The 25,699-nt window shown below is 67.6% G+C and carries 25 protein-coding genes; 11 read left to right on the top strand and 14 right to left on the bottom strand.

Annotation, left to right across the window (positions count from 1 at the left end; translation table 11 throughout):
- Positions 1–16 precede the first annotated feature (16 nt).
- A complete protein-coding gene (locus MTY59_RS01470; protein WP_221046200.1) occupies positions 17–1,666 on the top strand; it encodes a sensor histidine kinase in 1,650 nt (549 codons plus the stop codon).
- A 28-nt stretch (positions 1,667–1,694) separates the two neighbouring features.
- Here MTY59_RS01470 and MTY59_RS01465 read toward each other — a convergent pair whose 3' ends face one another.
- Positions 1,695–2,378, bottom strand: a complete 684-nt coding sequence (locus tag MTY59_RS01465) for a PAS and ANTAR domain-containing protein (protein WP_221044107.1) — start codon at positions 2,376–2,378, stop codon at positions 1,695–1,697.
- A 129-nt stretch (positions 2,379–2,507) separates the two neighbouring features.
- Positions 2,508–2,957 carry an Hsp20/alpha crystallin family protein gene (locus MTY59_RS01460; protein ID WP_221044106.1) on the bottom strand — a complete coding sequence of 150 codons (450 nt, stop codon included), beginning with the start codon at positions 2,955–2,957 and terminating at the stop codon, positions 2,508–2,510.
- 141 nt (positions 2,958–3,098) lie between these two features.
- Between MTY59_RS01460 and MTY59_RS01455 the strand changes: the two genes are divergently transcribed.
- On the top strand, positions 3,099–3,464 hold the full coding sequence (locus tag MTY59_RS01455) for a MerR family transcriptional regulator (protein WP_221044105.1): 366 nt from the start codon (positions 3,099–3,101) through the stop codon (positions 3,462–3,464).
- Positions 3,465–3,529: 65 nt separating this feature from the next.
- Positions 3,530–4,066 carry a DUF1360 domain-containing protein gene (locus MTY59_RS01450; RefSeq protein WP_221044104.1) on the top strand — a complete coding sequence of 179 codons (537 nt, stop codon included), beginning with the start codon at positions 3,530–3,532 and terminating at the stop codon, positions 4,064–4,066.
- A gap of 20 nt (positions 4,067–4,086) precedes the next feature.
- Here MTY59_RS01450 and MTY59_RS01445 read toward each other — a convergent pair whose 3' ends face one another.
- Positions 4,087–5,397, bottom strand: coding sequence for an NAD(P)/FAD-dependent oxidoreductase (locus tag MTY59_RS01445; RefSeq protein WP_221044103.1), 1,311 nt, complete (start codon positions 5,395–5,397; stop codon positions 4,087–4,089).
- A 417-nt stretch (positions 5,398–5,814) separates the two neighbouring features.
- Here MTY59_RS01445 and MTY59_RS01440 point away from each other — a divergent pair, with 417 nt between their 5' ends.
- From MTY59_RS01440 to MTY59_RS01425, 4 genes are all read left to right on the top strand, one after another.
- Entirely contained in the window at positions 5,815–6,996 is a 1,182-nt protein-coding gene (locus MTY59_RS01440) for a zinc-dependent alcohol dehydrogenase (RefSeq protein ID WP_221044102.1), read from the top strand.
- 92 nt (positions 6,997–7,088) lie between these two features.
- A complete protein-coding gene (glgX, locus tag MTY59_RS01435) occupies positions 7,089–9,239 on the top strand; it encodes a glycogen debranching protein GlgX (RefSeq protein ID WP_221044101.1) in 2,151 nt (716 codons plus the stop codon).
- A gap of 192 nt (positions 9,240–9,431) precedes the next feature.
- Positions 9,432–11,186 (top strand): sensor domain-containing diguanylate cyclase, encoded by a 1,755-nt coding sequence (locus MTY59_RS01430; RefSeq protein WP_221044100.1) that lies wholly within the window; start codon positions 9,432–9,434, stop codon positions 11,184–11,186.
- Between the two features lie 92 nt (positions 11,187–11,278).
- Entirely contained in the window at positions 11,279–12,046 is a 768-nt protein-coding gene (locus tag MTY59_RS01425) for an SDR family oxidoreductase (protein ID WP_221046199.1), read from the top strand.
- On the opposite strand, the gene MTY59_RS01420 is transcribed toward MTY59_RS01425, so the two are convergent.
- The 3 genes from MTY59_RS01420 to MTY59_RS01410 all read right to left on the bottom strand — a co-directional run bounded on the left by MTY59_RS01420 (position 12,043) and on the right by MTY59_RS01410 (position 15,220).
- On the bottom strand, positions 12,043–13,014 hold the full coding sequence (locus tag MTY59_RS01420) for an aldo/keto reductase (RefSeq protein WP_221044099.1): 972 nt from the start codon (positions 13,012–13,014) through the stop codon (positions 12,043–12,045). The two genes, MTY59_RS01425 and MTY59_RS01420, sit on opposite strands and share 4 nt — an antisense overlap.
- A 41-nt stretch (positions 13,015–13,055) precedes the next feature.
- Positions 13,056–14,075 carry a sensor domain-containing protein gene (locus tag MTY59_RS01415; protein WP_221044098.1) on the bottom strand — a complete coding sequence of 340 codons (1,020 nt, stop codon included), beginning with the start codon at positions 14,073–14,075 and terminating at the stop codon, positions 13,056–13,058.
- Positions 14,076–14,146: 71 nt separating this feature from the next.
- Positions 14,147–15,220, bottom strand: a complete 1,074-nt coding sequence (locus MTY59_RS01410; RefSeq protein WP_415823184.1) for a hypothetical protein — start codon at positions 15,218–15,220, stop codon at positions 14,147–14,149.
- Positions 15,221–15,367: 147 nt separating this feature from the next.
- Between MTY59_RS01410 and MTY59_RS01405 the strand changes: the two genes are divergently transcribed.
- Both MTY59_RS01405 and MTY59_RS01400 read left to right on the top strand, forming a co-directional pair.
- The gene (locus MTY59_RS01405; protein WP_221044097.1) at positions 15,368–15,928 is read left to right on the top strand and encodes a hemerythrin domain-containing protein; all 561 of its coding nucleotides are present in this window, start codon (positions 15,368–15,370) and stop codon (positions 15,926–15,928) included.
- A gap of 70 nt (positions 15,929–15,998) precedes the next feature.
- Positions 15,999–16,667, top strand: coding sequence for a UdgX family uracil-DNA binding protein (locus MTY59_RS01400; protein WP_221044096.1), 669 nt, complete (start codon positions 15,999–16,001; stop codon positions 16,665–16,667).
- A 16-nt stretch (positions 16,668–16,683) separates the two neighbouring features.
- Here the strand turns inward: MTY59_RS01400 and MTY59_RS01395 are convergent, their stop codons facing one another.
- The 4 genes from MTY59_RS01395 to MTY59_RS01380 form a co-directional block, all read right to left on the bottom strand.
- Positions 16,684–18,477, bottom strand: a complete 1,794-nt coding sequence (locus MTY59_RS01395; RefSeq protein WP_221044095.1) for a thiamine pyrophosphate-requiring protein — start codon at positions 18,475–18,477, stop codon at positions 16,684–16,686.
- Between the two features lie 272 nt (positions 18,478–18,749).
- Positions 18,750–19,805, bottom strand: a complete 1,056-nt coding sequence (locus MTY59_RS01390) for a DNA topoisomerase IB (RefSeq protein ID WP_221044094.1) — start codon at positions 19,803–19,805, stop codon at positions 18,750–18,752.
- Positions 19,806–19,934: 129 nt separating this feature from the next.
- On the bottom strand, positions 19,935–20,333 hold the full coding sequence (locus MTY59_RS01385) for a heme-binding protein (RefSeq protein WP_221044093.1): 399 nt from the start codon (positions 20,331–20,333) through the stop codon (positions 19,935–19,937).
- A 280-nt stretch (positions 20,334–20,613) separates the two neighbouring features.
- A complete protein-coding gene (locus MTY59_RS01380) occupies positions 20,614–21,426 on the bottom strand; it encodes an SDR family oxidoreductase (RefSeq protein WP_221044092.1) in 813 nt (270 codons plus the stop codon).
- 236 nt (positions 21,427–21,662) lie between these two features.
- Between MTY59_RS01380 and mbp1 the strand changes: the two genes are divergently transcribed.
- Both mbp1 and MTY59_RS01370 read left to right on the top strand, forming a co-directional pair.
- Complete coding sequence (mbp1, locus tag MTY59_RS01375) at positions 21,663–21,899, top strand: microaggregate-binding protein 1 (RefSeq protein WP_221044091.1); 237 nt, start codon at positions 21,663–21,665, stop codon at positions 21,897–21,899.
- A 168-nt stretch (positions 21,900–22,067) separates the two neighbouring features.
- Positions 22,068–22,352 carry a DUF3349 domain-containing protein gene (locus MTY59_RS01370; RefSeq protein WP_221044090.1) on the top strand — a complete coding sequence of 95 codons (285 nt, stop codon included), beginning with the start codon at positions 22,068–22,070 and terminating at the stop codon, positions 22,350–22,352.
- A 4-nt stretch (positions 22,353–22,356) separates the two neighbouring features.
- On the opposite strand, the gene MTY59_RS01365 is transcribed toward MTY59_RS01370, so the two are convergent.
- The 4 genes from MTY59_RS01365 to MTY59_RS01350 all read right to left on the bottom strand — a co-directional run bounded on the left by MTY59_RS01365 (position 22,357) and on the right by MTY59_RS01350 (position 25,699).
- Positions 22,357–23,121 carry an endonuclease/exonuclease/phosphatase family protein gene (locus MTY59_RS01365; RefSeq protein WP_221044089.1) on the bottom strand — a complete coding sequence of 255 codons (765 nt, stop codon included), beginning with the start codon at positions 23,119–23,121 and terminating at the stop codon, positions 22,357–22,359.
- Between the two features lie 132 nt (positions 23,122–23,253).
- On the bottom strand, positions 23,254–24,027 hold the full coding sequence (locus MTY59_RS01360; protein ID WP_221044088.1) for a PIG-L deacetylase family protein: 774 nt from the start codon (positions 24,025–24,027) through the stop codon (positions 23,254–23,256).
- A complete protein-coding gene (locus MTY59_RS01355) occupies positions 24,024–24,977 on the bottom strand; it encodes an acyl-CoA dehydrogenase family protein (RefSeq protein ID WP_221044087.1) in 954 nt (317 codons plus the stop codon). Before MTY59_RS01355 ends, MTY59_RS01360 begins: the two co-directional genes overlap by 4 nt.
- Positions 24,974–25,699, bottom strand: a complete 726-nt coding sequence (locus MTY59_RS01350) for a glycosyltransferase family 2 protein (protein WP_221044086.1) — start codon at positions 25,697–25,699, stop codon at positions 24,974–24,976. The genes MTY59_RS01355 and MTY59_RS01350 overlap by 4 nt, the downstream gene beginning before the upstream one ends.

Genomic DNA, 25,699 nt, shown 5'->3' with positions numbered 1-25,699 from the left:
TGGGCTGGTCAGCAAGATGCATGCCCAGCTCGACGAGCTGCTGGCCGCGCGCGATCAGATGGAGCGATTGCTGCGGGTGATCGTGGAGATCGGCGCGGGCCTCGACCTGGACGCCACGCTACACCGGATCATCAGCGCGGCAAGGGAATTGACCTCCGCCCCGTACGGCGCGCTGGCCATCCGCGATCGCGACGGCAACTTGATGTCTTTTGTCCACGAGGGCATGGATGCCGAGACGGTCCGGCGCATCGGACACCTGCCGGTCGGCAAGGGGTTGTTGAGTTTGTCGCTACTGGATACGCCCGCGCTGCGGATGGACGATCTGACCACGCACCACGCCGCGGTGGGTTTCCCCGAACACCATCCGCGGATGCGCGCCTTCCTGGCCGTCCCGATCACCATCCGCGGCACCGTGTTTGGCAACCTGTATCTCACCCATGTCGATCCGGCGCGGGTGTTCTCCGAGTCCGACGAGGTCGCCGCGCGCGCGTTGGCGTTCGCGGCCGCGGTGGCCATCGACAACGCGCAGGTCTTCGAACGCGAACGGACATCGGTGAAGTGGATCGAAGCCAGCCGCGAGATCACCACCGCGCTGCTGTCGCGACCCGAACCGCACCAACGTCCCTTGCAACTGATCGCCGAACGCGCGCGCGTGTTGACCGACGCCGAGCAGGCCATCGTGCTGGTGCCGGCCGACTCCGACGCACCCGACGACGAGGTCGACACGCTGGTGGTCTCCGCCGCCGTGGGGATTCACGCCTCCGATGTGCTCGGTCAGCGAGTCCCGGTGGACGGCTCCACCAGCGGCGCGGTGTTCAAGTCCGGCGAACCGCTGATCACTGAGGAGTTGCGGTACCCGATCCAGGCCTTCACCGACATCGGGCAGCGCCCGGCGATCCTAATGCCGCTGCGCGCCCGCGACGAGGTCGTCGGCGTGATCGCCATCGCCCGCGGTGCCGACCAGCCGCCGTTCGACGAGAGCTACCTGGACCTGGTCAGCGATTTCGCCACGCACGCCGCGATAGCGCTGGCGCTGACCTCGGCGCGGGAGGACGCGAGGCAGCTGACCATCCTGGCCGAACGCGAACGCATCGCGCATGACCTGCACGACCACGTCATCCAGCGGCTCTTCGCGGCCGGCATGAACCTGCAGGGCGCGCTGGCCAGGGCGCGCTCGCCTGAGGTGGCCGACCGGCTCAATCGCACGCTCGACGACCTGCAGACCATCATCGAGGAAATCCGCACGACGATCTTCGCACTCAAATCCCCGCTGGCCGCCGGCGGCGATTTCCGGCAGCGCATCCAGCGGCTGGTCGCCGACCTGACCGAAAACCGTGACCTCGTCACGACCGTGCGCCTGGACGGGCCGGTGACCGCCGTCGGCACCGAACTCGCCGACCACGCCGAAGCGGTCACCACCGAGGCCGTGAGCAATGCCCTGCGTCATTCGGGAGCATCGCGGCTGACCGTCGAGATCAGCGTCGCGGACATGTTCATCCTCAACGTGATTGACGACGGATGCGGAATCCCGGCCGGCAACACTCGGCACAGCGGCCTGGCCAACATGAAGCGGCGCGCCGAGCAACTCGGCGGCACCTGTGAGATCACCAGCCCGCCCGAGGGCGGCACCCGGGTGCACTGGGTCGCCCCGCTGATCGATCACTGAGCGCGAAAGGCGCTGGCCTGCAGGCGGTTTACTCGTGACCGTCGGTGGAGCGGACGCGCTGGTGCGCCGTCAGCATCAGGTGGTCGAACTCGGTCTGCGTGTTCAGCGGCAGGCCGGCGTGGCGGAAGTCTTCGGCGATCTGCTCGGCCAGCGGCCGTAGCTTGATGTTCGCTTCCTGGGACAGCCACTTGAGCAACTCGAAGGCCGCGCGTTCGCCGATGCCGTAGATCAGCATCAGCATGCCCTTGGCTTGTTCGATGCCGGCGCGATTCTCGCTGATCTCAGCGAGTTTCGCGCTCATGGCGTCCTCGTGCTCTTGGTCCTGCGGGCCGGAGACATCGATATAAAACCCGTGCGTCCCGATCACATCGCCGTCATCGTCGAAGATCTGGTCACCGACGACGAGGACGTGGTGCACGTTGCCCCGGGTGTCGACGATCCGATGGCGCGTGCTGAACGCCTGGCGGGTATGGACTATTTGCTCGATGGTGGCCGCGACGTGTCCGCGGTCGTCGGGATGCTTGTGGGACAGCACCAGTTCGGTGGTCGGGGTGATGGTGCCGGGCTCATACCCGTGCATGCGTTGCACCTGATCCGACCATTCCCAGTGCTGGTCGGTGAAGTAGAACCGAAACCAGCCCGCCGGTTGCCCCGCGCCGCCGGCCAGCGCCTGTTCGATGCTGGCCGTTTGGCCGTTGAGTTCCCATTTCATCGTGTCTCCGTTCCTATGACACCGGGCGGGACGTTCGTACTGGTGGCTAGGAACCGGCGGCGGGCGGCGGTCGGGGGAGTCGGCACGCGGGCGCGTACCGGGGGGACCGCCGCCCGGCCGGCCGGTCGGTCAGGCGTTGATGACCTCGTGCTCGGCGGCGCTGTCTCTGACGGCCCGGGGTGTGTCGCCGCGGCCGACGGTGATCTTGCGTGGCTTGGCCTTCTCGGCCACCGGAATGTGCAGGCGCAGAACGCCTTCGGCATACGAGGCCTCGATCTTGTCGGTATCGAGGTTCTCGCCGAGCACCAGTTGGCGGCTGAACACGCCGCGCGGTCGCTCGGTGGCCAGCATCTCGCGGTTGGGATCGACGGCCGCTCGTTCGGCGCGCACGGTCACCACATTGCGCTCGATGTCGATGTCCAGCGACTCGGAGTCGATGCCGGGCAGATCGAACTCGACGACGAAGTTCTCGCCTTCGCGCCAGGCGTCCATGGGCATCACTGCCGGCCGGGCGGCGGTACCGAGGACCTGGTGGGCAAAGCGGTCGAGCTCACGGAACGGATCTGAACGCATCAGCATGGTGGTCACCTCTCACTCCAATCTAGGCGGTGGGTCGGCAATTTCCTATGTCCAATGACATAGATTTTGTATAGCACTGTCGACAGAATGACGCAAGTGTGCTAAACAGATTTTCTGAGCAGATAGCTAAGGGGAGGCGCGATGGTCGACTACCGCGGAAACGCGGATACTCCGGCGTCCGACCATGGGGTGTACGGCATCTCGGTGGCCGCCGAATTGTCCGGGACCGCGGTGCAGTCGTTGCGGCTGTACGAACGGTACGGCTTGATCACGCCGTCGCGCAGTCAGGGCGGCACCCGCCGGTACAGCGCGGACGATCTGGCCAGAATCAAGCGCATCAGTGCGCTGGTCGACTCCGGGGTCAACCTGGCCGGCGTCGCACGCATCCTCGATCTCGAAGATCACAACGCCACACTGTCGGCGGCGAACACCGACCTGCGGTCCACCAACCGCAACTTGCGCGAAGCCGCGAAAGCGCCCCAGCCCGTCGACCCTGGCGCCCGGTAGACCCCACCGCGGATTGCACCGGCCGACGCCGGGTACTCGTCTCGCTATGCCATTGAGGAGAAGCGATGGGTGAGTTGACGGACGCCGGTGCTCAGGTCGCGGGCAGCGCACGGCGGGAAGCGGACGCCTACCGCGGCGACAACAACCGGCCGCTGGGTGGCTACCTGGCGGTGATGGGCGTATACGGCGTCTTGGTGACCGTCGCGGTGCTGGCCGCGGTGGTCAGCGGGCGCAGATTGCCGACCCGGTGGCGGGTCCAGGACCTGCTCCTGCTCACCCTGGGCACCCATAAACTGTCGCGCACCTTGACCAAGGACGCGGTGACGAGCCCGCTGCGAGCACCCTTTACGCACTACAAGGGCACGGGCGGGCCCGCCGAAGTCCAGGAAGAGGTCCGCGAGCAGAGCCAGCTCCGGCACAGCCTGGGGGAGCTGTTGACCTGCCCGTTCTGCCTGGACATGTGGGTTGCCACGGGGTTCGCCATCGGCCTGGTGTTCGCGCCTCGATTCACCCGGCTGATCGCGGGCGTGTTCAGCGCGCTGACCGGCGCGGACTTCTTACAGCTCGCCTACGCCATGGCGCAGCAGTCGGCCGAAGGCTGAGCTCCGCCGGGTTCGGCTACTCAGCTCGTCTTCGGCATCGGGATGCCTTCGCTGGCGGTGAATTGCGCGTCGTCTTCGGAGGACAACCCGATCGAGACGACCGAGCGAGTGAACAACAAGTCGGTCAGGTACGCCAGCGACACCGCCCACCGGTTGACGCCCCGCGGAATCGCGTACAAGTGGTAGGACCGGGTGACCGCCTTGGCGGGCAACCCGGACAGATGGATGTTGAGCGGGTTGGCCACCGCGTAGCGCGGTCCGAGGTCGACCACCAGGCCCAGGTTGCGGTGCTTGTATTCCTTACTGCTGCCGTAACCGAGGCTGGCCGCAACGTTGCGGGCCAGCGCCTTGCCCTGCCGGGTCGCGTGTTGAGCGGTCGGCGGTGTGACCTTCCCCGGCTGGGTCAGATCGGGAACCGCGGCCGCGTCTCCGGCGGCGAACACCTCGGGGTGATCGGGCACCTGCAGGTCGGCCTGCACGGTGAGCCGGCCCTTTTCGGTCGGAAGTCCCAGGTTCTGGATCAACGGGGCGCCGGTCACCCCCGTCACCCAGGCGATGGTGCGCGTCTCGATGCGTGAATCATCGCTGAGCACAACGTGATCGGCGTGGGCCTGCTTGAGGGTGATGCCGAGCCGGACGTCGATGCCGCGCTTGCGTAACACCTTGAGCGCGGCGTCGCCCAGCTTCTTCCCCACCTCGGGCATCACCTGGTCGGCCAGGTCCAGCAGCAGAAACCGCACCTCGGCGGGGTTGAAGCCCATCTGTTTGGCCGCCGCGTCGGCCAGCGCCCGCAGCTGGGCCACCAGCTCGGTGCCCGAATACGACGCGCCGACCACCACGACGGTGCGCCGCGCCGCTGCCACCCGGGGATCATCCTCGATGTTGGCCAGTTCCAGCTGTTCGACGAAATGGTCTCGCAGGTAGAGGGCCTCGGCGGTGGTCTTCAATCCGCGCGCGTATCTGGCCAGCCCCGGGACATCGAACAAGCGGGTGACCGAGCCCGGCGTCAGCACCAGCCGATCCCAGGACATCGGATGACTGCGTTCTTCGGGATCGCAATAGGTCAGCGTGCGTTGGTCGAAGTCCACGGCGTCCACCCGGCCACGCACCGCGCGGACGCCCTTGAGTGAATTGGCCAGTGGGACAGCGACAAAGCGAGCATCGACGACGCCGCCGGCGACGTCGGGCAACAGCGGCGTGTACAGCATGTAATCGACCGGCGAGATCATCGTGATGTCGACGGGTGCGCGCCGTCGGCGCATAATTCGGGCCAGCCGGCGGGCGCAGGTGAATCCGGTGAAGCCGCTTCCCACGATCACAATGGAGGTCACCGCCCCGAGTGTAGGCGGCGTTCGAGGGTGGATCGTGACCCGCATCCTGTAATCGCGGGGTCGGTGTGACGAAAAGCGTTGGCCGATAATGTGTTTGCGTGAGCCGGGGCGAGACAAGCCCCCTGACCCCCTCATTTCGCTCGATGGACCGCCGCGCATGCGCCGGCGATGGACCCTGGTCGGCCGCGTCCTGCCAATGCTCGATGGCCACCCGGCGACCGGCGACCTCGTGGTGAGCCAGCACGACGTCGCCGGTGCGTACCCACCCGGAGCCGCGGTGGCCATGTCGGAACCCACCACGTCGCAGGGCTCGTGGACCTGCATGCTCGCCTCGCGAGGTGATCCCCCGCAGCACGGGATCAACCGGTGGTGGTGCCGTGCCGTTTCGACGGATGCGAGACGGGTATCGCCCTTCACATGAAGGCTGTCACATGGCACGGTAAACGCGACGTCCGGGTGGAATCTGTGCCCGATCCCAAGATCGAGCAGCCCACCGATGCCATCATCGAGGTCACCTCGACCAACATCTGCGGGTCCGACCTGCATCTGTACGAAATTCTCGGAGCATTCATGAAGACCGGGGACATCCTCGGCCACGAACCCATGGGCATCGTCCGGGAGGTCGGCACCGAGACGGGCGACCTGAGGGTGGGGGACCGGGTCGTCATCCCGTTCCAAATCTCCTGCGGCAGTTGCCACATGTGCAGCGAGAAGCTCTACACCCAATGCGAGACCACCCAGGTGCGCGAGCAGGGCATGGGAGCGCCGTTGTTCGGTTATTCGGAGCTCTACGGCTCGGTCCCGGGTGGACAGGCCGAATTGCTCCGCGTCCCGCAGGCGCAGTTCACTCACATCAAAGTCCCTGTGGGACCACCGGATTCGCGGTTCGTCTATCTGTCCGACGTGCTGCCCACGGCGTGGCAGGCGGTCGACTACGCCAACATCCCGGACGGTGGCTCGGTCACCGTGCTCGGGTTGGGTCCCATCGGGGACATGGCGGCGCGGATCGCCGATCACCTGGGCTACCGCGTCATCGCCGTTGACCTGGTGCCCGAGCGGCTGGGCCGCGCGGCAAAACGCGGTATCCACACCATCGATTTGGGGCGGCTGGACGGTTCGCTCGGTGACGCGATCCGCGACCTGACCGACGGCCGCGGAACCGACTCGGTCATCGAGGCGGTCGGTATGGAGGCGCACGGGTCTCCGGCGGCCAAACTGGCGCAACAGGTTGCCGGGTTGTTGCCCGATGCGCTCGGCAAACGGGTCATGCAAACCGCCGGCGTGGACCGGCTGTCCGCCCTGTACTCGGCCATCGACATCGTGCGGCGCGGCGGAACGATTTCACTGATCGGCGTGTACGGCGGCATGGCAGACCCGCTGCCGATGCTCACCCTGTTCGACAAGCAGGTAACCCTGCGGATGGGGCAGGCCAACGTGAAGCGCTGGGTCGACGACATCATGCCGCTGCTGACCGATGAGGACCCGCTCGGCGTCGACAGCTTCGCCACCCACGTGCTGCCACTGGATGAGGCCCCGCACGCCTACGACATCTTCCAGAAGAAGCAGGACGGTGCGGTGAAGGTCATACTCAAGCCGTGACCGGCTATGCCCCAAAGCTTTTCGGTTAGTCCCGGCAACAAGGGGCGCGGTGCACAGTTTGACGGCTGGGTAGGCAGGGTATTGACAGCGCCATGACCACCGCAGACGCCCTCGTTCCCACGCCCACCGGAGAGGTGTGGCCGGGTAGGCCCTACCCGCTGGGCTCGACCTACGACGGTGCCGGCACCAATTTCGCCGTGTTCAGCGAGGTGGCCGAGCGGGTGGAATTGTGCCTCTTCGACGCCGAGGGCGTCGAGAGCCGCGTGACGCTGCCGGAGGTCGACGGCTTCATCTGGCACGCGTACATCCCCCACATCGAACCCGGCCAGCGCTACGGCTACCGCGTGCACGGTCCCTACGATCCCGCCGCGGGGCAGCGCTGCAACCCGAACAAGCTGCTCGTCGACCCGTATTCGAAGGCCATCGACGGCTCGTTCGAGTGGAACCAGTCGCTGTTCAGCTACAACTTCGGCGACCCCGACAGCCGCAACGACGACGACTCGGCCGCCAGCATGCCCAAATCGGTGGTGATCAACCCCTACTTCGACTGGGGCAACGACCGGCCGCCGGACCGTCATTACGCCGACACCGTCGTCTACGAGGCGCACGTCAAGGGCCTGACCCAGACCCATCCCGACATCCCCGAGCAGCTGCGCGGCACCTACTCCGCGGTGGCGCACCCGGTGATCATCGACCACCTCAAGAGCCTCGGCGTCACGGCCATCGAACTGATGCCGGTGCACCACTTCGCCAACGACTCCACCCTGGTCGACAAGGGGCTGTCGAACTACTGGGGCTACAACACCATTGGCTTCTTCGCCCCCGACTTCAAGTACTCCAGCGCCACCACCCCGGGCGGGCAGGTGCAGGAGTTCAAGGCCATGGTGCGCTCGCTGCACGAAGCCGACATCGAGGTCATCCTGGACGTGGTCTACAACCACACGGCGGAGGGCAACCACCTGGGCCCGACCCTGTCGATGCGCGGCATCGACAACGCCGCCTACTACCGGCTGGTCGAAGACGACAAGCAGTACTACATGGACTACACCGGCACCGGCAACAGCCTCAACGTCGGACACCCGCACGCGCTGCAGCTGATCATGGACTCGCTGCGCTACTGGGTGACCGAGATGCATGTCGACGGCTTCCGCTTCGACCTCGCCTCGACGCTGGCCCGTGAGTTCTACGACGTCGACCGCCTGGCGACGTTTTTCGAACTCGTGCAACAGGATCCGACCGTCAGCCAGGTCAAGCTGATCGCCGAGCCGTGGGACGTCGGACCGGGCGGCTACCAGGTCGGCAACTTCCCACCGCAGTGGACGGAGTGGAACGGAAAGTACCGCGACACCGTCCGTGACTTCTGGCGCGGCGAGCCTGCCACGCTCGACGAGTTCGCCTACCGGCTCACCGGATCGGCCGACCTGTACGAGCACACCGGGCGCCGACCGGTGGCGTCGATCAACTTCGTGATCGCCCACGACGGGTTCACGCTACGCGACCTGGTGTCCTACAACGAGAAGCACAACGAGGCCAACGGCGAGGACAACAACGACGGCGAGAGCCACAACCGGTCCTGGAACTGCGGAGTCGAGGGACCCACCGACGACGAGCAGATCAACGCGCTGCGCGCCCGCCAGCAGCGCAACTTCCTGACCACCCTGCTGTTGTCCCAGGGCGTGCCGATGATCTGCCACGGCGACGAGCTCGGCCGCACCCAGAACGGCAACAACAACGGCTATTGCCAGGACAACGAGCTCACCTGGATCGACTGGTCCAGCGCCGATGCCGGACTGCTCGAATTCACCCGGACCGTGTCGGCGCTGCGCGCCGAGCACCCGGTGTTCCGCAGGCGCCGGTTCTTCTCCGGCAAGCCACTGGGCCGCCGCGGTCAGGACGGGCTGCCCGACATCGCCTGGTTCACCCCCGAGGGCGCGGAGATGACCGACGAGGACTGGGGCGCCGGATTCGCCAAATCGGTCACCGTTTTCCTCAACGGTCACGGCATCCCCGACCGCGATGCGCGGGGGCAGCGCATGCTCGACGACTCTTTCCTGCTGTGCTTCAACGCACACTACGAGCCGATCGAATTCACCTTGCCGCCAAAGGAATTCGGTGCCTCCTGGCAGGTTGTGGTCTTCACCGGTCCCGACGAGGTCACACCGGCCGACGAGGTGCCCGGGGGAGGCACGTTCACGGTGGACGCGCACACCGCCGTGGTGCTGCAGGCCCCCGACGGCGGCTAGCTGAGCCTTCCCGCATAGGCGCGGACGTCGCCGGGCGCCGCGGAAACTTCCGCTTATGCCCGGATGACGGCGGTGGTCTCGCCGAAAGTGCGGACACCGGTTGCCCTTTGCCGCAGAATATTGGTGCCGCCGAACCCTCGGCGCCGCCGCGCACGGCGCGGCGAGATGCAGCGGGGAAGAAGGGGAGCGGCGATGGACCGGCTGGCCCACGACGCACGTGCAAAAGCAGCGTTGAACCGGTCCGGGCGGGCGGCCGCGTTGGTGGTGTTGATCGTCGCCGCCTTGACTTGGACGGGCTGGGCGACCGGGATCGACGGGCTGACCCGGATCTACCCGAGCTGGCCGCCGATGACACCGTGGACCGCGTTGTGGCTTTCCACCCTGGGGGCCGGAATCCTGGCGCAAACGGGGCAGCCGTCATCGACGCGCGTACGGATCGCCCGCGTGTTGGCGGTCCTGGTGGGCGTCGCGGCCGTCGTCATCCTGCTCGAATACACGCCCGTCGGGCCGCTCGGCGTCGACCAGGTGCTGTTCGGGGAAGCGGTGCGCGGGAAACAGACATCATGGCCGGGGCGTCCCAGCCCGCAGACGGCGGCGCCGGTCCTGCTGCTGGCCGCCGCGGTGGCGCTGATCCGCGTGGACCGCGGGACCCGGGTGGTGTGGCCCGCGTGCCTGGCGGGCAGCGGGGCCATCCCGTTCCTCACGGTCGGGGCCTACCTGTTCGACGCGCTGGCGCTGGTGGGCGTCTCGCCCTCGACCGGCCAGGCGCTTTCGACGGCGTCGGCTCTGCTGCTGCTGATCGCGGCGGCGGCGCTGGCGCGCCCCGATCGGTATCCGATCGCGTGGTTGCTGGCCCGCCCCGACCGGCGGTCACTGGTGCGACTCGTCGGTATCCTCGCCGGCTTTCCGCTGGTGGTCGCGCTCTCGCGGCCGGCGTTTCTGGCGTTCGGTCTGGGCGAGCACGCGCAATGGACGTTCTCGATACTGTTCAGCAGCCTCGTTGTCGGAGCCGTCACGTTCTATTTCAGCCAGCGCGAACAGCAGCTGCTGATCGCGAAGGAACTGGCCAGCAAGGAACGCGCCGAGGCGGAGGCGCGCTACCGCATCCTCGCGGACAATGCGGTCGACATCATCGTGCACTTTCGCGGGCGCGAGGTCGCGTGGGTCTCGCCGTCCGTGCAGGCCGCACTGGGCGGCCCGCTTGCGCTTTGGACCGGCTCGGCCTTCGCCGACCGCATCCATCCCGAGGATCGCGACAAACTCGTGGCCGCCGTGCGCAGGATCGGCGATGGCGAACAGGTTCTGCATCGGTTCCGAGTGTGTTCGGTCGACGGCGATTACCACTGGGTCGACGGTCACGGAAAGCCTTATACCGACGCGATGGGCAGCATCGATGGGCTGATCGCGGCGCTGCGCGTAGTCGACGATCAGGTCGAGGCGGAACAGCGGCTGGAACGACTGGCGCGGTTTGACACCCTGACCGGGCTGGTGAATCGGGCCGAGGCGCTCAGCCGACTCGAGTGCGCGCTGGGGGAACCGCAACCCGCGGGCACGCACGTCGGCGTCCTGTTCTGCGACGTCGACCATTTCAAAGCGATCAACGACACCTGGGGGCACGGCATGGGGGACTTCGTGCTCGCGACGCTGGCCGCGCGGATCAGGGCGAGCGTGCGCCGCGGGGACACGGTGGGGCGAACGGGTGGCGACGAAATGCTGGTGTTGTTGCCCGGTGTCCGCAGCAGCGCCGAGCTCGCCCAGATCACCGAAAAGATCCGCTCACGCGTCGCCGAGCCGATCCACCTGTCCGGCAACACAATTCGTGCGACCTTGAGCGTCGGCGCCACGCTCGCGCTGTCCGGCGATTCCGTCGACGCCGTCACGGCGCGAGCGGACGAGGCCATGTACCGAGCCAAGTCGGACGAGCGGAATACCGTCGTTCCGAATTAAGCGGCCGGTGATCGCCACGCGACGCGTCGCATCCGGTAGGTTTCTGGCGACAGCGTCTTGCGTTACAAGAGAGGGCGAAAATGTCAAGGACAGTGGTGGTCGGCGCCTCCAGTGGGTTGGGACGTTGCATAGGTGTCGGTCTTGCGCAGCGCGGCGATCAGGTTGCGCTTCTCGCCCGGCGTCGTGAGCGCATCGAGGCCGCGGCCAAGGATGCCGGCCCGAACGCCATCGCCATCGAATGCGATGTCACCGACCAGGAATCCTGCCGCTCGGCCATCGACCGCGCCGCCGAAGGGCTCGGCGGCATCGACAACATCGTCTACACACCCGCCGTCGGACCGCTGGTCCGCATGGTGGACACCGACGCCGAGACGTGGCGGCGCATCTTCGACACCAACGTCATCGGGGCGTCGCTGGTGACGGCCGCGGCGGTGCCGCATTTGACCGCTTCGGCCGGCAAGGCGGTATACCTGTCCTCCGACGCCGGCACCTTCGGACCGCCGTGGCCGGGTCTGGGCGCGTACGGAGTCAGCAAGGCCGCCCTGGAGCGGCTCGTGGAGGCGTGGCGGGCCGAACACTCCGACATCGGTTTCACCAACCTGATCGTCGGCGAGTGCGCGGGCGGCGAAGGCGACGGACAGACCGGCATGAACGAGGGCTGGGACATGGACCTCGCGATGAAGGCGGTGCCGCTGTGGTCGTCGCGCGGCTGCATGCCCGGCAAGCTGATGCCCGTCGAAGACCTCGTCGACGTCGTCCACACAATCCTGCGAACCAATGCCTCGACGTCGATGCCGCTGGTGGTGGCCCGCGGCGCTCCGGCCAGCCCCGCCGCGTTCGCCGAGGCCAACCAGTCTTAGCGGCGGCCGAGCTTCTCCTTGGCCAGGTCGGTGAGGAAGCGCGCCGCCGACGTGGGCCGGAAGGCCAGGGCCGCGTCGGTGAGCGCGTCACGCGAGGCGGTGGGCAGCTCGATGTCGGCGGCGGCGACGTTGAACTCGAGCTGCTCGACGCTGGACGCGCCGGGAATGGCGACCACGCCCGGGTAGCTGATCAGCCAGGCCAGCGCCACCTGCGCCGGTTTCGCATCGACGTCCTTCGCGACGTCGCGCAACAGCTGCAGCAGCGGCTCGACGCGGCGCAGGTTCTCCGTGCCGAACAGCGAGTTCACCGCGCGCACGCCGCCCGGACGGTTGTCGACGCCGTATTTGCCACCCAGCAGCCCCTGCTCCAGCGGGCTGTAGGCGATCACGATGCGGTTCTCCCGCTCGGCGAACGGCACCAGGTTCTTCAGCGCCTTCGGGTAGGCGAGCGAGAAGTGCACCTGGTTGCTGATCACCGGCCGGCCGAGCGCGGCGTCGGCCTTCTGCCACCGCTGCAGCGAATAGTTCGAGACGCCGGCCGCGCCGATCTTGCCGCTGTCGAGCAGGTCTCGCATGCCCGGCATGATCACCGAATCGGGGAACACCGGGTTGGGCTGGTGAATCTGGTACAGCGGGATGCGGTCCAGGACCAGCCGCTGCGCGCTGGCGCGGGCGCGCTGCTTGACCACGGCGGGGAAGGGGGCGACCGGCATGATCTTGCTGGCCACCACGACGTCGGCCCGCTCGTCGCCCAGGGCCTCGCCCAGGATCCGCTCGCTCTTGCCCAGGCCGTAGACCTCGGCCGTGTCGAACAGCGTCACCCCGAGGGCGCGGGCGCGGCGCACGATGTCGCCCGCGGCGCCGGCGGCGTAGCTGTCCCCGTAGCCCCACTCGCGTGAACCGAACTGCCAGGTGCCCAGGCCGATTCGGCTGACCCGGCCGATCCCTTCGACGTCGACAAATTTCATAAGCTCAGCCTACTGAGCCGGCGCCGATCAGCGTGGGTCGCTCAGCCGGGGATCTTGCCGAGGATGTAGTTGGCGATGCTGACCGCCGCCGCGCGGGGCGGCGCGCTGTCGGTGGTCCCGCTGGCGGAGACGTTCAGGTCGATGACGACGTTCGCCTTGGCCGCGATCGCCCGTGCCGATCGCACCTGGATGCCCTTGGGCGTGAGGTCCAGGGTGGTGATGCCGTTGCCCGCGTCGGCGGGTGCGCTCACCGACATCGGTATCGGCTGCCCGCCGGGAGCGGACACGGTGACTGTGGAGCCGCCGCACTTGTGCCATCCCGACAGCAGGGTGCCCAGCTGCGCCTGGGCCGCGCCCGGATCACGGAAGGCCGCAACGCCCTGGATGACCTGCATGGACTTCATCATGCTGCGCGAGTCGGTGAATTCGCCGGCGTGATATCCGGCCAGCGCCCCAGGGGTGTAGGCGTCCGGGCTGCCGGCGGCGATGCTTTCCCAGCACTCCGGGCGGTCGATGCTGCCGTCATCCGGGGTGCGGCCGGGGCTGTTCCAGGTCGGGCCGACGTCGAGGTTGGCGTCGGCGGTGATGTTGCGCAGCGCGTCGAGCCCGGGCAGCAGGGTGGCGATGGTCTCCGGCGGGACGGTGGGCGGCGGCGGCCCGGCGGCCGTGCTGGAGCCGGGGGACGTCCGGTGCGACGAGGTCGAGCCGGCCAGCGTGGCCCAGCCGGCCAGGGCGACGACCGCCAACATGATGAAGATGTACGACAACGTCACGCCCACCAGGGCACGGTCCCGGCCGAGTTCGCCGGTGCGGCGGATCTGCGCCAGACCGACATGTCCCAGCATCGCTCCCACGGGAGCGAACAGGAACGCGAAAACCAGCGACAGCGTCGCCATGGTGTTGACCGGCGGGCGGTAGGGCGCAGGTGCGGGCGGCGGCGTGAACGGCGGCGGCTGCACGGCGGGCGGCGGCGCGGGCGGTTCCACGTCGGGGGGCGGGACCCGGCCGAGCGGGTCGTAGCTCAGCGGGTTTTGCCAATACGGGTCCTGCGGGTTGGTCACCCCAGTGCCTCCTTACCAGCCGAACCTGCCCGAAATGTAGCCGACGTGGGCCCTCCTCTAAACGGGGGCCGTCACAGCCGCGGCTTGGCAATGCTGACCACGTAGGGCGCGTGCGCGAAGGTCAGGTAGACCCGATGCGGCCCGACCGCCATGCCCGACAGTTCGGCCGCCCGAGCATCGGGCGGCAGCCCCGCCCGGTAGTCGATGGCACGCAGCACCGGGATCCGCCCGTCCGGAAAGCCGGTGAAGCTCGCCGTTTCGAGAGTCACCAGCTCGTGGTCGGTGGCGGCGTAGATCCTGGTGTCGTCGGTGCCGAGTTCGCGGATCGGCGACGGTAACCGAGTGCTGGCCAGCTCCTCCAATCCCTGTCCGCCGCGACGGGAGTCGATCGCATGCAGCGTGTTGTCGTCGTGGCCGGCAACATAGCTGCGGGTCACCGCGGTGCCGTCACCGGCCGCGACGGCGACGTCGAAGTCCAGTGAGCCGCGTTGCGCCGCAGGCGAGGACGTCCCCTGGAAGTGGCGGATGCCCGACGATCCGAACAGGTGGTAGTCGAGCTCGCGGCCGCGGTTCGCGCCGTCGATGGTGTCGGCGCTCGTGTTGGTGACCGCGGTGGGCAGCTTGCGGTAGCCATACTGATCCACCGGTGTTACCGCCGTCCCATCCGACGACAGCGCCAGTAGCATCCGCAATCCCGCGTCCTCGGATAGGTAGGCCGGGGCCGGTCCGGCGTCGAAATCGTTGACCTGGCGCAGACTTTGCAGGTCGACCGCGGCGACCCGGCCGCGGTCCGGCTGCGGCACGAAGACTTCGCCCTCGTCTTTCCGGCTGATCTGCAGATTGCGTCCGGCCGCCATGGGTGCGGAGAACCTCGTCTTGGCGTCGCCGCCGCGGTCGCCGGCGGTGACCTCGGCCAGCCGGTGATCGTCGGTTAGCGCGACCAGGGCGTGCATGCGGTAGGACCACACCGGCTCGTGCAACGCGACACCGGCCCGCCAGAGCTCGACGTCGGGGGCGGATTCCAGCGACGCTCCGGGGTGCGAGCACCCGGTGGTTATCGCGGCCGCGGCGACCGCTCCGACGACACCGCAGCGCAGCAGCGCCCGCGTGCGCTGGCCCGCGCGGAGACCCATTCCGGCGCCCATCGACCGCGTGCTCCTTTCGCCGTTTGTCCAGGACATACCCCCTGCGGGCACGCCCACACCCGTTTGACGGTCGGAATCGTCGGGTAGCCGTTTCAGCGGGCGCGCAGCAGCCATGCGCGCCGAACCAAAGCAGATGGGAGGGACACTGTGGCACCGAACGCCATCAAGTCGCCCAGCGATGTGGTCGACTTCCTCGTCAGTCAGCACGAGCAGATCAAGGCGATGTTCGCCGAAACCCTGGCGGCGTCCGGAAAGGCCCGCGAGAAGGCCTTCATCGAGCTGCGGCGGATGCTCGCCGTGCACGAGACCGCGGAGGAAGAGATCGTTCACCCCCGTGCCAAGCGCAAGATCGCCAACGGCACCGCCGTGGTGGACAAGCGGCTGCAGGAAGAGCACGAAGCCAAGACCGTTCTGCAGAAGCTGGAAAAGCTCGACGTCGACAGCGAGGAGTTCACTCGCGAATTGACGAAGTTGCGCGACGCCGTCGTCAAACACGCCGAGCACGAGGAACACGACGAATTCGTCAAGCTGGGTGAGGAATTGAGCGGCGAAGAGCTCGAACGCATGGGCCGCGCCGCCAAGCTCGCCGAGGCGATTGCCCCCACCCGGCCGCACGCCGGGGTGGAATCCCAGGTGGCCAACCTGGCCGCCGGGCCGTTCGCCGCGATGCTCGACCGGGCCCGCGACGCCATCATCGGCAAGGGCTGACACCACCGCCCGAGGCGTGGGTACCCCCGCTCGGTGGGGGAGCGGGGGTACCCACGCCCTCCGTCTCGTCATGGCCGCCACATCGAACGCACCCGGGGCCGCTCGCTACCTCCCAGAGGAGCGCGGCCTCGACGCGCTGCGCGATGCGGCCGAAACCTGCCACGGCTGTTCGCTTTTCGAGGACGCCACCCAAACGGTGTTCGGCAGCGGGCATCCCGGGGCCCCGATCATGCTGGTGGGCGAGCAACCCGGCGACCAGGAGGACCGCGCCGGTGAGCCGTTCGTCGGCCCCGCCGGACGACTGCTCGCCCGCGCCCTCGAGGACGCCGGCATCGACCCGGCGATGGTCTATGAGACCAACGCCGTCAAGCACTTCAAGTTCACCCGCAAGGGCGGCAAGCGACGCATCCACCAAAAGCCCGGTCGCACCGAAGTGGTCGCCTGCCGACCCTGGCTGATCGCCGAGATCGAGGCGGTGCAACCGGAGGTCATCGTGTGCCTGGGCGCTACTGCCGCACAGTCGTTGCTGGGAGCCACATTTCGGGTGTCCACCCAGCGGGGCCAACAAACGCGGTTGCCCTCGACCGTCGACGTGCAGCTGACACCCGAGCCGACCGTCGTGGCGACGGTTCACCCCTCGTCGGTGTTGCGCGACCGCAGCGACCGGCATGACGAGGTCTACAAGGCGTTCGTCGACGACCTGCGTAGTACGCGTGCAGGGCTGGGCAGGCGCGGCTGAGTCGACCCGCTGTGGGTCAACTCTTCTTGTGCGGCAAGAACTCCTGGGCCTTGGTCTTCAAGCCGACCTTGACGAAGCCCACCCGATCCTCGTCACCGGAGAGCACCGCGGTGGTCGCCGACTTGAACTGCTCCCAGGTCGCGTGCGGCGGGATGGGCGGCATGTCCGGGTCGGTGTAGACATCGAGCACCGTGGGACGATCCGCCGACAGCGCCTGCCGCCAGGCGTCCGACAATTCCTCCGGATCCTTGATGGCCACGGCGCTCAGGCCCAGGCTGGCCGCGAACGCGGCGAAGTCGATGTCCGGAAGATTCTGGGACTCCGCGAATTTCGGCGCACCGGCCATGGCGCGCATTTCCCAGGTCACCTGGTTGAGATCGTTGTTGTGCAGGATGGCGATGATCAGGCGGGGGTCTTCCCATTCGTTCCAGTACCGCTTGATCGTGATCAGTTCGGCCATGCCGTTCATCTGCATGGCGCCGTCACCGGCGAACACGATGACGGGCCGGTCCGGGTGGCCGAACTTGGCGCCGATGCCGTACGGAACCCCGGGGCCCATCGTGGCCAGCGTGCCCGACAGCGAGCCCCGCATGTTGCCGCGGAAGCGCAGGTTGCGCGCGTACCAGTTGGCCGATGAGCCGGAATCGGCTGCGACGATGGCATTGTCGGGCAGCTGTGGCGACAGCTCGGAGAACAGTCGCAGTGGATTGACCGGGTGGGCGCTGACCATCGCCTCCTTCTCCATGGTCTCCCACCACCGGGCCACGGTCTTCTCGATGCCCTCACGCCACGAGCGGTCCTCCTTGCGGCGCAGGTGCGGAATCAGCGCCCGCAGCGCGGTCTTCGCGTCGGCGACCAGGTTGACCTCGAACGGGTAGCGCATGCCGATCATCCGGCCGTCGACGTCGATCTGCACCGCACGGGCCTGGCCGAACTCCGGTAGGAACTGCGTGTACGGGAAGCTCGAGCCGACGGTCAGCAGCGTGTCGCAGTCGCGCATCATCTCATAGCTCGGACGCGTGCCCAGCAACCCGATCGAGCCGGTGACCCAAGGCAATTCGTCCGACAGCACGTCCTTGCCCAACAGCGCCTTCGCCGCGCCGGCGCCGAGCAGGTCGGCGACTTCGGCCAGCTCTTGGTGGGCGCCGCGGGCGCCGGAGCCCGCCAGGATGGCGACCTTCTTGCCGGCGTTGAGCACGTCGGCGGCCCGGGCGATCGCGGTGTCGTCAGGGGCGATTTCGGGGTACTCGATGCCGAGGCTGGAGGGCACCATCTTGAACGCGTGCTCGGGCGGCGAGTACGGGAGTTCTTGGACGTCGCTGGGGATGATCAGCGCGGTCGGGGCCCGCTGCGTCATCGCTATCCGGATCGCGCGGTCCAGCACGTTGGGCAATTGTTCGGGGACGGTGACCATTTGGACGTAGTCGCTGGCGACGTCCTTGAACAAGCTCAGCAGGTCGACCTCCTGCTGATAGTTCCCGCCCATGGCGCTGCGGTTGGTCTGGCCGACGATGGCCACCACGGGAACATGGTCGAGTTTGGCGTCGTAAAGACCGTTGAGTAGGTGGATCGCGCCGGGGCCGGACGTGGCGGCGCAGACGCCGACCCGGCCGGTGAATTTGGCGTAGCCGACCGCCTCAAAGGCGCTCATCTCCTCATGGCGCGACTGGATGAACTTGGGCTTGTTGTCCGCGCGGCCCCACGCGGCCAGTAGCCCGTTGATGCCGTCGCCGGGATATCCGAACACGTGTTCAACGCCCCACGCCCGCAAGCGCTCTAGCAGATAATCGGAAACCTCTTTTTTGGACATGCCTTTTCCCTCCTCGGCAGACGGTTCTACAGCGCTGACGGATGGGCGTGTGTGGCTATTGTTTGAACCACCTGCATGGCACTGCCGAGGACTCGCGGGCCGACCGATCGCGGCCCCCACTGACAGGCGTGACTAATGCAGGCTGCCGCCGCACGGGCGGCTTGGGCACTTCCCACACGAGCCCGGTTACCCGCAATCGGCTGCGCTATTCGCCGAAACGAATGCGGCCAGCCGACTCTCAGCGAGTCTTCAGCTGGCGAATGTGGAATTGTTCAGGCCGACTCGCGCAGCGCAGACGATCCGCCGGCGCTGTGGCCCTTGGCCACGCGTCGGATCAGCATGCGGGTCGCCTTGTCCAGGATTTCCTGGGCCACATCGGGTTTACGGGCGCGTTCGGCGCGGCGCGCCGCCGCGGCAATGGTCAGTCCCTGCTCGTAACCGGTGACGACGCGGGGGTCCACATAGGAGCCGCGCGCCACCGCCGGGGTGTTGCCCAGCTCCTCGGCGACCTCTTTCATCACCGCGGACTCGACGCGCTTGGCCACCCGGCGCGAGACGGCCGGATCGGCGTCGGCGAACGCGACGGCGGCCAGTACCGTCCCATGCCAGGTGCGCAGGTCTTTGACCGTGTACTCGTCGCCGACAAGTTCCTTGAATCGCTCGTTGAGATCAGCGGCACGCACATCGAGCCACCCGGATGCGGTGCGGCACACCAGCAGTCTCTCGGTGCGGTTGGGCCGGCGCATCAGCGCACGCACCGCCCGGACCACTTCGGGGTCCTCGATTTCCATGGTGCGCCGGACGCCGCTCTTGGCCGGAAAATCGAACTCAACCGCGGTACGCCGGACCACCACGTGCTCACATAACAGGGTGGACAGACCGTAGGACTCGTTTTCCTCGGCGTATTGCTCACCGCCGGCGCGAAAGTAGCCGCGATCGAGCAGCCGCAGTGCGAGCCCCAATACCCGCTTGCGGGTCAAGCCCGTCCGCGTCAGGTCCTTGGCGATCTCGGCGCGCCATGCCGGCAGCCGCGTGGACAGTTCGAGCACGCGGTCGAACTTCTCCTCGGCGCGTTCCTGCTGCCAGGCGGAGTGGTACAGATACTGCCGGCGGCCGGCCGCGTCGACGCCCACGGCCTGAATATGGCCGTTGCTATACGGCGAAATCCACACCTTCTTCCAGGCGGGTGGAATAACCAGATCCTTGATGCGCTGCAGGGTTTCCGGATCGGAGAGCGCCTTGCCGTCCGGTCGGTAATAGGAGAAGCCTTTACCGCGTCGCTTGCGCGCGATACCGGGCCCGCTCAGCACGCTACGGCGCAGCCGCATTCTCGCCCTCCAATTCTGGTAGCTGAATGCACAATTACCCGCCGCAGAAGTTGTTCACACAGTAGAAAAAGCACCGCCGGCGCGGAAACGACCCGCCACAGCGTCGTGGCGGGTCGCCCCGGACCGGAATCAGCCGGCCATGAACTCCTGATAAGCCGACTCCAGGTAGGGCGGCAGCGCGGAAACATTGCACTGCCGTTCGGTGTCGCCGATCGGTGCCAGGATGCCGCGCAGGTCGCTGTACTCCTGCGGGTGGCCGGTGAAGTAACCGCGCAGGCTCGATTCGGCTTGCGGCCGCGGTTGCCCGTAGGCGGCCGTCACCACCTGGTTGGCGCCCGGGTGCGCCGCCAGATACTGCTGGGCGGAGCCCTCCACGGAGGAGACGGTGTTGTTCACACCGCCCGGGCTGCAGTCGGGTGCTGCGGCCGCCGATGGCGCTCCGACGATGCCCACGGCCATTCCCCCGAGCAAGCAGCCGGCGCTGATCCCGGCAACTTTTCGGCGCGCGACAATACTGCTGATTTTCATGATGTTTGTTGTCCTTCGAAACGAATGATTTCTTTCGCCAGAGGCTCCCGATCCTCGAAATCCAAAGTAGCGGAAGCCAACAGTGGCGTGTTCGCTGACGACGAACGCCGGGCGCCCCTAGGGCCGCTCCCGGGGTCATTCGCTAAGCGAACGATTAAACGATCGCCAGATTTTTAAGAAAAGAGGGTGGTCTCTTAGGGAATCGTGGTCATGATCGTGACGCAATCGTTATCCGGATTGCGGCGGTCACACACCGCATGAGTACTGCGAGACCCGCTGTTCAGCTTCCACCGGAGCTTCCGTCGCCGTCCGCGGTGTGGTGTCCGTCGGTGCTGGGCGGAGCGAGGGTCTGCAGCCACGTGTCGACATCGGGACCGACGACGATCGCTCGGCCGGGGGCCAGCAGTGCTCCGGCGCCCAGCGCAGCGACCGGGGGCTCTACGGTTCGCACCCGTCGGCTATCACCTTGCTGGGCAAGTAATTTGGATGTCAGGTCGGGTAGCCGGATCGCGTTCGGACCCGTGATGGTGCGCGGCGTGTGAATCTGACCGAGGGCCGCTTCGACCAATACGTCGGCGACCGTATCGGCGGCAATGGGCTGAATCAGCCAGTCCTCGACGATCACCTCGTCGTCGTCGCAGCTCACCGCGTCGTCATTGGTGGCGAACTCGTACCACTGCGTTGACTTCACGATCGTGGTCGGCACCGGTCCGTCGAGCATGATGTCCTTGGCCTCCCGCTTGGCTTCGTAGTACGGGAAGCCGTCGAAGACCGGGTCTTCGATCCCGGCGATCGTCGACACCACCAGGCGCTGCACGTCCTGCCTGGCACACGCCCCCACGATGTTGCGTGAGGCGGTGGTTAAGGTTTCGCCGATGGCGGACCGGCCGTCAGGCGACACCGGATTGGATACGTCGATCGCGACGTCAACCCCCTTGAGCGCGCGCGTGAGCTCGGGCCCGTTGAACAGGTCGACGCCGTGCAAGCGCGAGATCTCTACGACGGTGACGTCGCGCAATTTCAGCCTGGCCACAACGCGGGATCCGGCTGTTCCGGTCGCCCCTATGACGGCAACTGTGGTCACTGCCCTCAACCCCCTCCCACGCCGCCGAGTTCGCTTACCCAGTAAAGCCTCGTTCAAACGGATTGATTGCCTGGGCAATACGTGAGCTCGCGCCGCATCCGCCGGCGAGGTGATCACGCGCACATCAACCTCGCGGTGTCCAGGGGTAACGCGGACCCGGGGCCGTTTGACGGGCCGCCCGGTGGGAACGCCCTAGGTGCCGTCGAGCGCGAGCTCAGTAACCACCGAGAGGGAGGGTCAAACCCATGGGGGATGACAAGAGCGGACCGGAAGAAGCGGTCAAGGGCGCCGTCGAGGGCGCGAAGGGTAAGGCCAAGGAGGTCGGCGGGGCCGTGCTCGGCCGCGATGACCTGACCAGAGAGGGCCAGGCCCAGCAAGACAAAGCGGATGCCCAACGCGATGCGGGCAAGAAGGAAGCCGAAGCCGAGTCCGCGCGGGCGGGTGCGGAGGCCGCCGAAGAGCGCCAGAAGAAGAACCAGTAGGCCACCCGGGAAGGGGTCCGGTCGGTTTTCGGGCCGGGCCTCTTTCGCGCGTAGGGTAGGCCGGCGGTCGTGAACGCCGATCGAATGTTTCAAGCCGCACTACCGGGTAATCCCCGGCTTGTGCCGCCTCGTGGCGTGGCGGCGCGCGGTGGATGAGCGAGGTGGAAGATGAGTTTGCGGGGTCGGGTGTCCAGCATGGTCGCCTTTCTGCGCGCGGGCTATCCCAGGCGGGCACCCGAGGTGGGTTACGCACCGCTCCTGGCGCTGTTGCCGCGACGGGTGTCCGATGAGGAAGTCCGCGCCATCGCCAAGCGACTCCTCGCGCCTCGTCGGCGCGCCGTCGACGACGCCGACGTCGGCGTGGAGATCATCGGGGTCACCGACGAGATGCCATCCGCCGACGACATCGAGCGTGTCCTGGTCGCGGTGCACACGGGTCGCCAAGACGGCTGAGCCCTCAGACCCGTTGCAGGTCCACCACCAGCGGACGGTGGTCGGAGATCGTCATGAGGTCGGACTCCACGGCGCCGCCGCGCAGTCGGGGATCGTCGGTCAAGATGTGGTCGAGCTGGCGGTTGGGCAGGTCCGCGGGAAACGTCTGGGCGGCCGCCAGCGCCCGCATCCCCGACCAACGACGGACGGCCTTCGGGGTCATGTTCAGGTCCCCGGTCAACAACCGCGGCCCCGGGAAGCCGCGGAGGTCGTGAATCAGTCGGCGCAGCTGGCGCCGGTTCCAGCCCGGGACAAAGGACAGGTGCGTGTTGGCCACCGTCAGCGCGCCCAACGGGGTGCGCAACTGCGCGATGACCGCCGCTCGCGGCTCCTCGTCGACGACCATGACCCGGTTGGGCCCCGGCAGGTACATCGGAAAGCGCATCGGGATGCGCGGCAGTCGCACCACCTGCCAACTGGCCACCGGGTATCGGGACAGCAGCGCAATTCCGTACGCGGCGGTGCCGGGTTGCTCGCGGCCGGTCGCGGCCATCCAGGTTGCCCCCGGCGTGCCCGAAATCGCTGCCACGAAGCGGTGTTCCACCGCGCCCATGGCCTCGGCCGCCGCGGCGGTCAGGTCCGCGTGTTCGGAGCGGGGCTGATCGCAGTCGACCTCTTGCAAGCTGAGCACGTCCGGATCGAGGCGGCGCACGCAGTCGCGTAGCCGTTGGACGACGACGCCGTCACCGACGGTGCGCCCGTGCAAGATGTTGAACGTCGCGACACGCATAGGCTTTCGCCTACCCACTTTCCCCGTCGCGCAGTCACCGCGGCGGGCCCGTCATCCTCGGACACTTCCGGCTGCCAAGGATCTTTAATGCCGACTACTTCTCGTCCAAGAAGGCGTCCGGCCGCCGTGCGGTCACCGAAACACGAGCTCGCCCACCGCGAAAAGTCGCGGAAGCACGAAGCCCGGCAGGACGGGCGCCGATTGGCTTCCATTGCGCTCGAACTGACTTCGATAGAAATGCGCTGCGCGGCGCTTGCGCTCCAACGCCCAGCCGGGGGCGGGCACTGCATACGCCTGGTCCCACGGCACCGCGGGGTCGGCGGGAAGTGCCCAGTGCCACATCCACACTGGATACTCCAGCAGCGTGGCGTCGGTGCGTGCGCACGCGGCAAAGGCCGCGCGCCCCACGGCTTCGTGATCGGGATGGCCGTCGCCGCGCCACGTCGCGGCGCACCAGGTTGCGGGACCGGCGCCCTCGAGGATTTCGGTCAGCGTCTCGGTGAGCCGGTCTTCGTGCTCGGTGAGCTCGCCGTCCGGAAGGCCCAGCGATATCGGCGGAGGCGTTCCCAAAAGACCTGCGGCCCGGCGCAATTCGTACCTGCGGGTGGTCTCCATGCGAAGCCGGTCCGAAGCCGGCGCGCCGGGATGGGCGGCCCCTCCGTCGCTTGCCGAGACCACCTGGACGGCAACTCCGGTTGCGGTCAGTTGCGCGATCGTCGCACCTAAGCCGAGGGTCTCGTCATCGGGGTGCGGTGCAACCACAATCAGCTGTGGGCACTCCGTCAGATCCAGGGCCGGCAGCGGCTTGTCCGCAAAAGCCGCCAGCCACAACGGAGCTGGGGTGCCGCCGTGGGTCAGCGGCTTGGCCGCAAACCTGGTGCAGTTGCTCGCCGGCAGGGTTTTCATGGGACCCTCATCGTCTGCGGGCCCGCGAGCCGCCCGAGCTCGGCCAGATCACGCTCGGCGAGGCTCTGCCGAATGTAGATGCTCAGATCCGCGACACGTTGCGCGTGCCGGCCGTCCTGGCAGAGCGGACCAGGGCCCAACGCTCTTCCGGTGCGGGTGATGGCCTCGTCGACGGCGTGTTCCACCACCGTGCGGACCCGGCGTGCCAGCAGTTGCGCCCTGCCGGACCTGTCGAACGGGTCGTCGTCGACCTGGCTCGCTGCGACGGCCAGAATCGCGTCGCTGGCGGCCAGCGCGGCATCCACGGCGCCCAGATGCGCCAGCGAATACGCGTCGGCCGATTGGCTTGCGGCGCAACGGTATAGCGGGTCAGCGACCCGGCGGGCGCCGCCCAGCCAGCAGGCCGCCACGCCGATGGCGCCGTGCCAGAACCCGGGCCGGGTCAAATAGTCTCCAGGCTCGCCCACGGCGACGGCCTGGGCGTTGCTGAACTGGATCGGCCTGGTGTCACTGCCGGCCATCCCGGCGTTCCACCAGGTGCTGGGCAACGCCTTGACCGTCGGGTCGGTGGCGGTCACCGCGAACAGGCCGGGTGATCCGTCGTCGAATCGCGCGGTCACCAGCGCATGGGTGCAGAACCCCGCGCCCGAACACCACACCTTGGTGCCGTTCAGGATGAACGCACCGTCGATATTGGTGGCGGTCAGCACCGCATCCGGGGCCTCCGCCGCCCATACACCCCACAGCTGTCCAGGTTCGGGCGGCTTGCCGCCCAACTCGTGAAGTATCGCGACGGCATCGACGTGGGCTTCCGCGATTCTGGCCGCGACGATGTTGTCTTCGGCCAGCTGCGCCAGCCGCTGCCAACGTTCGGCTGTCCGACCCGAGGCGGGAAGCGGCAACTCGAGCCGACCAGACTCCAGCCAATGCTCAACCAGCCCCGCCGTCACACGCAATCACCCGCCACCGTTCCCCCCATTTGTCTGAGGTGATGGGCGAACCCGAAGGCGGCCCGAGCCTGGGTTCGCGCCGATGTGATCACCGACAGTTCGGTGTCACGATGAATCCGATAGCCAGCGGCCTCGAACCGCTCGACCAGGTCGACGTCCTCGCCCGTCGACAAGCTGCGGAAGCCACCGACGCGCCAATATGCCCGGGCGCTGAAACCCATGTTGGCGCCGTGGATGAGTTCATGGTCGGCGTGTCCATGTGCGGGGTCCGTCTGGTAGCGGCCCATGTAGCGATCGGCGACGCCGGCGTTGTGCTGTCGCAAGTCGGTGACGCGCACGACGCCTAGAACCATGTCGGCGCCGACGCCCAGCTGGTGGACCAGCCAGCTGGGATCCACCCGGCTGTCGGCGTCGATTGTGGCGAACCAGCTCCTGGCGTCGTCACCCAATAGCGATCGGGCATAACCGAAGCCGACCGCGCGGGCCGTGCCCACGTTGTGCACGTCGACGCTGATGAAGTGCACATCGGGGCCGTACTCACCGGCGAGCTCGTCGCTGCCGTCGTCGCAACCATCCAGGACCACCACGATCGTGACGGGCATCGGCGCACACAGGGCGGCGGTCAGCACCGCGCGCAGGCACACCGGCAGCTTTGCCCGCACGTTGTGCGCGGGAATCACGACGGCGGCAGCCTCATATGCGCGTGGCACAGCGGTTGACAT

This window comes from Mycobacterium senriense (genome assembly GCF_019668465.1).
GTDB classification, from domain to species: domain Bacteria; phylum Actinomycetota; class Actinomycetes; order Mycobacteriales; family Mycobacteriaceae; genus Mycobacterium; species Mycobacterium senriense.
This window is presented reverse-complemented; position numbering and strand designations above follow the sequence as displayed.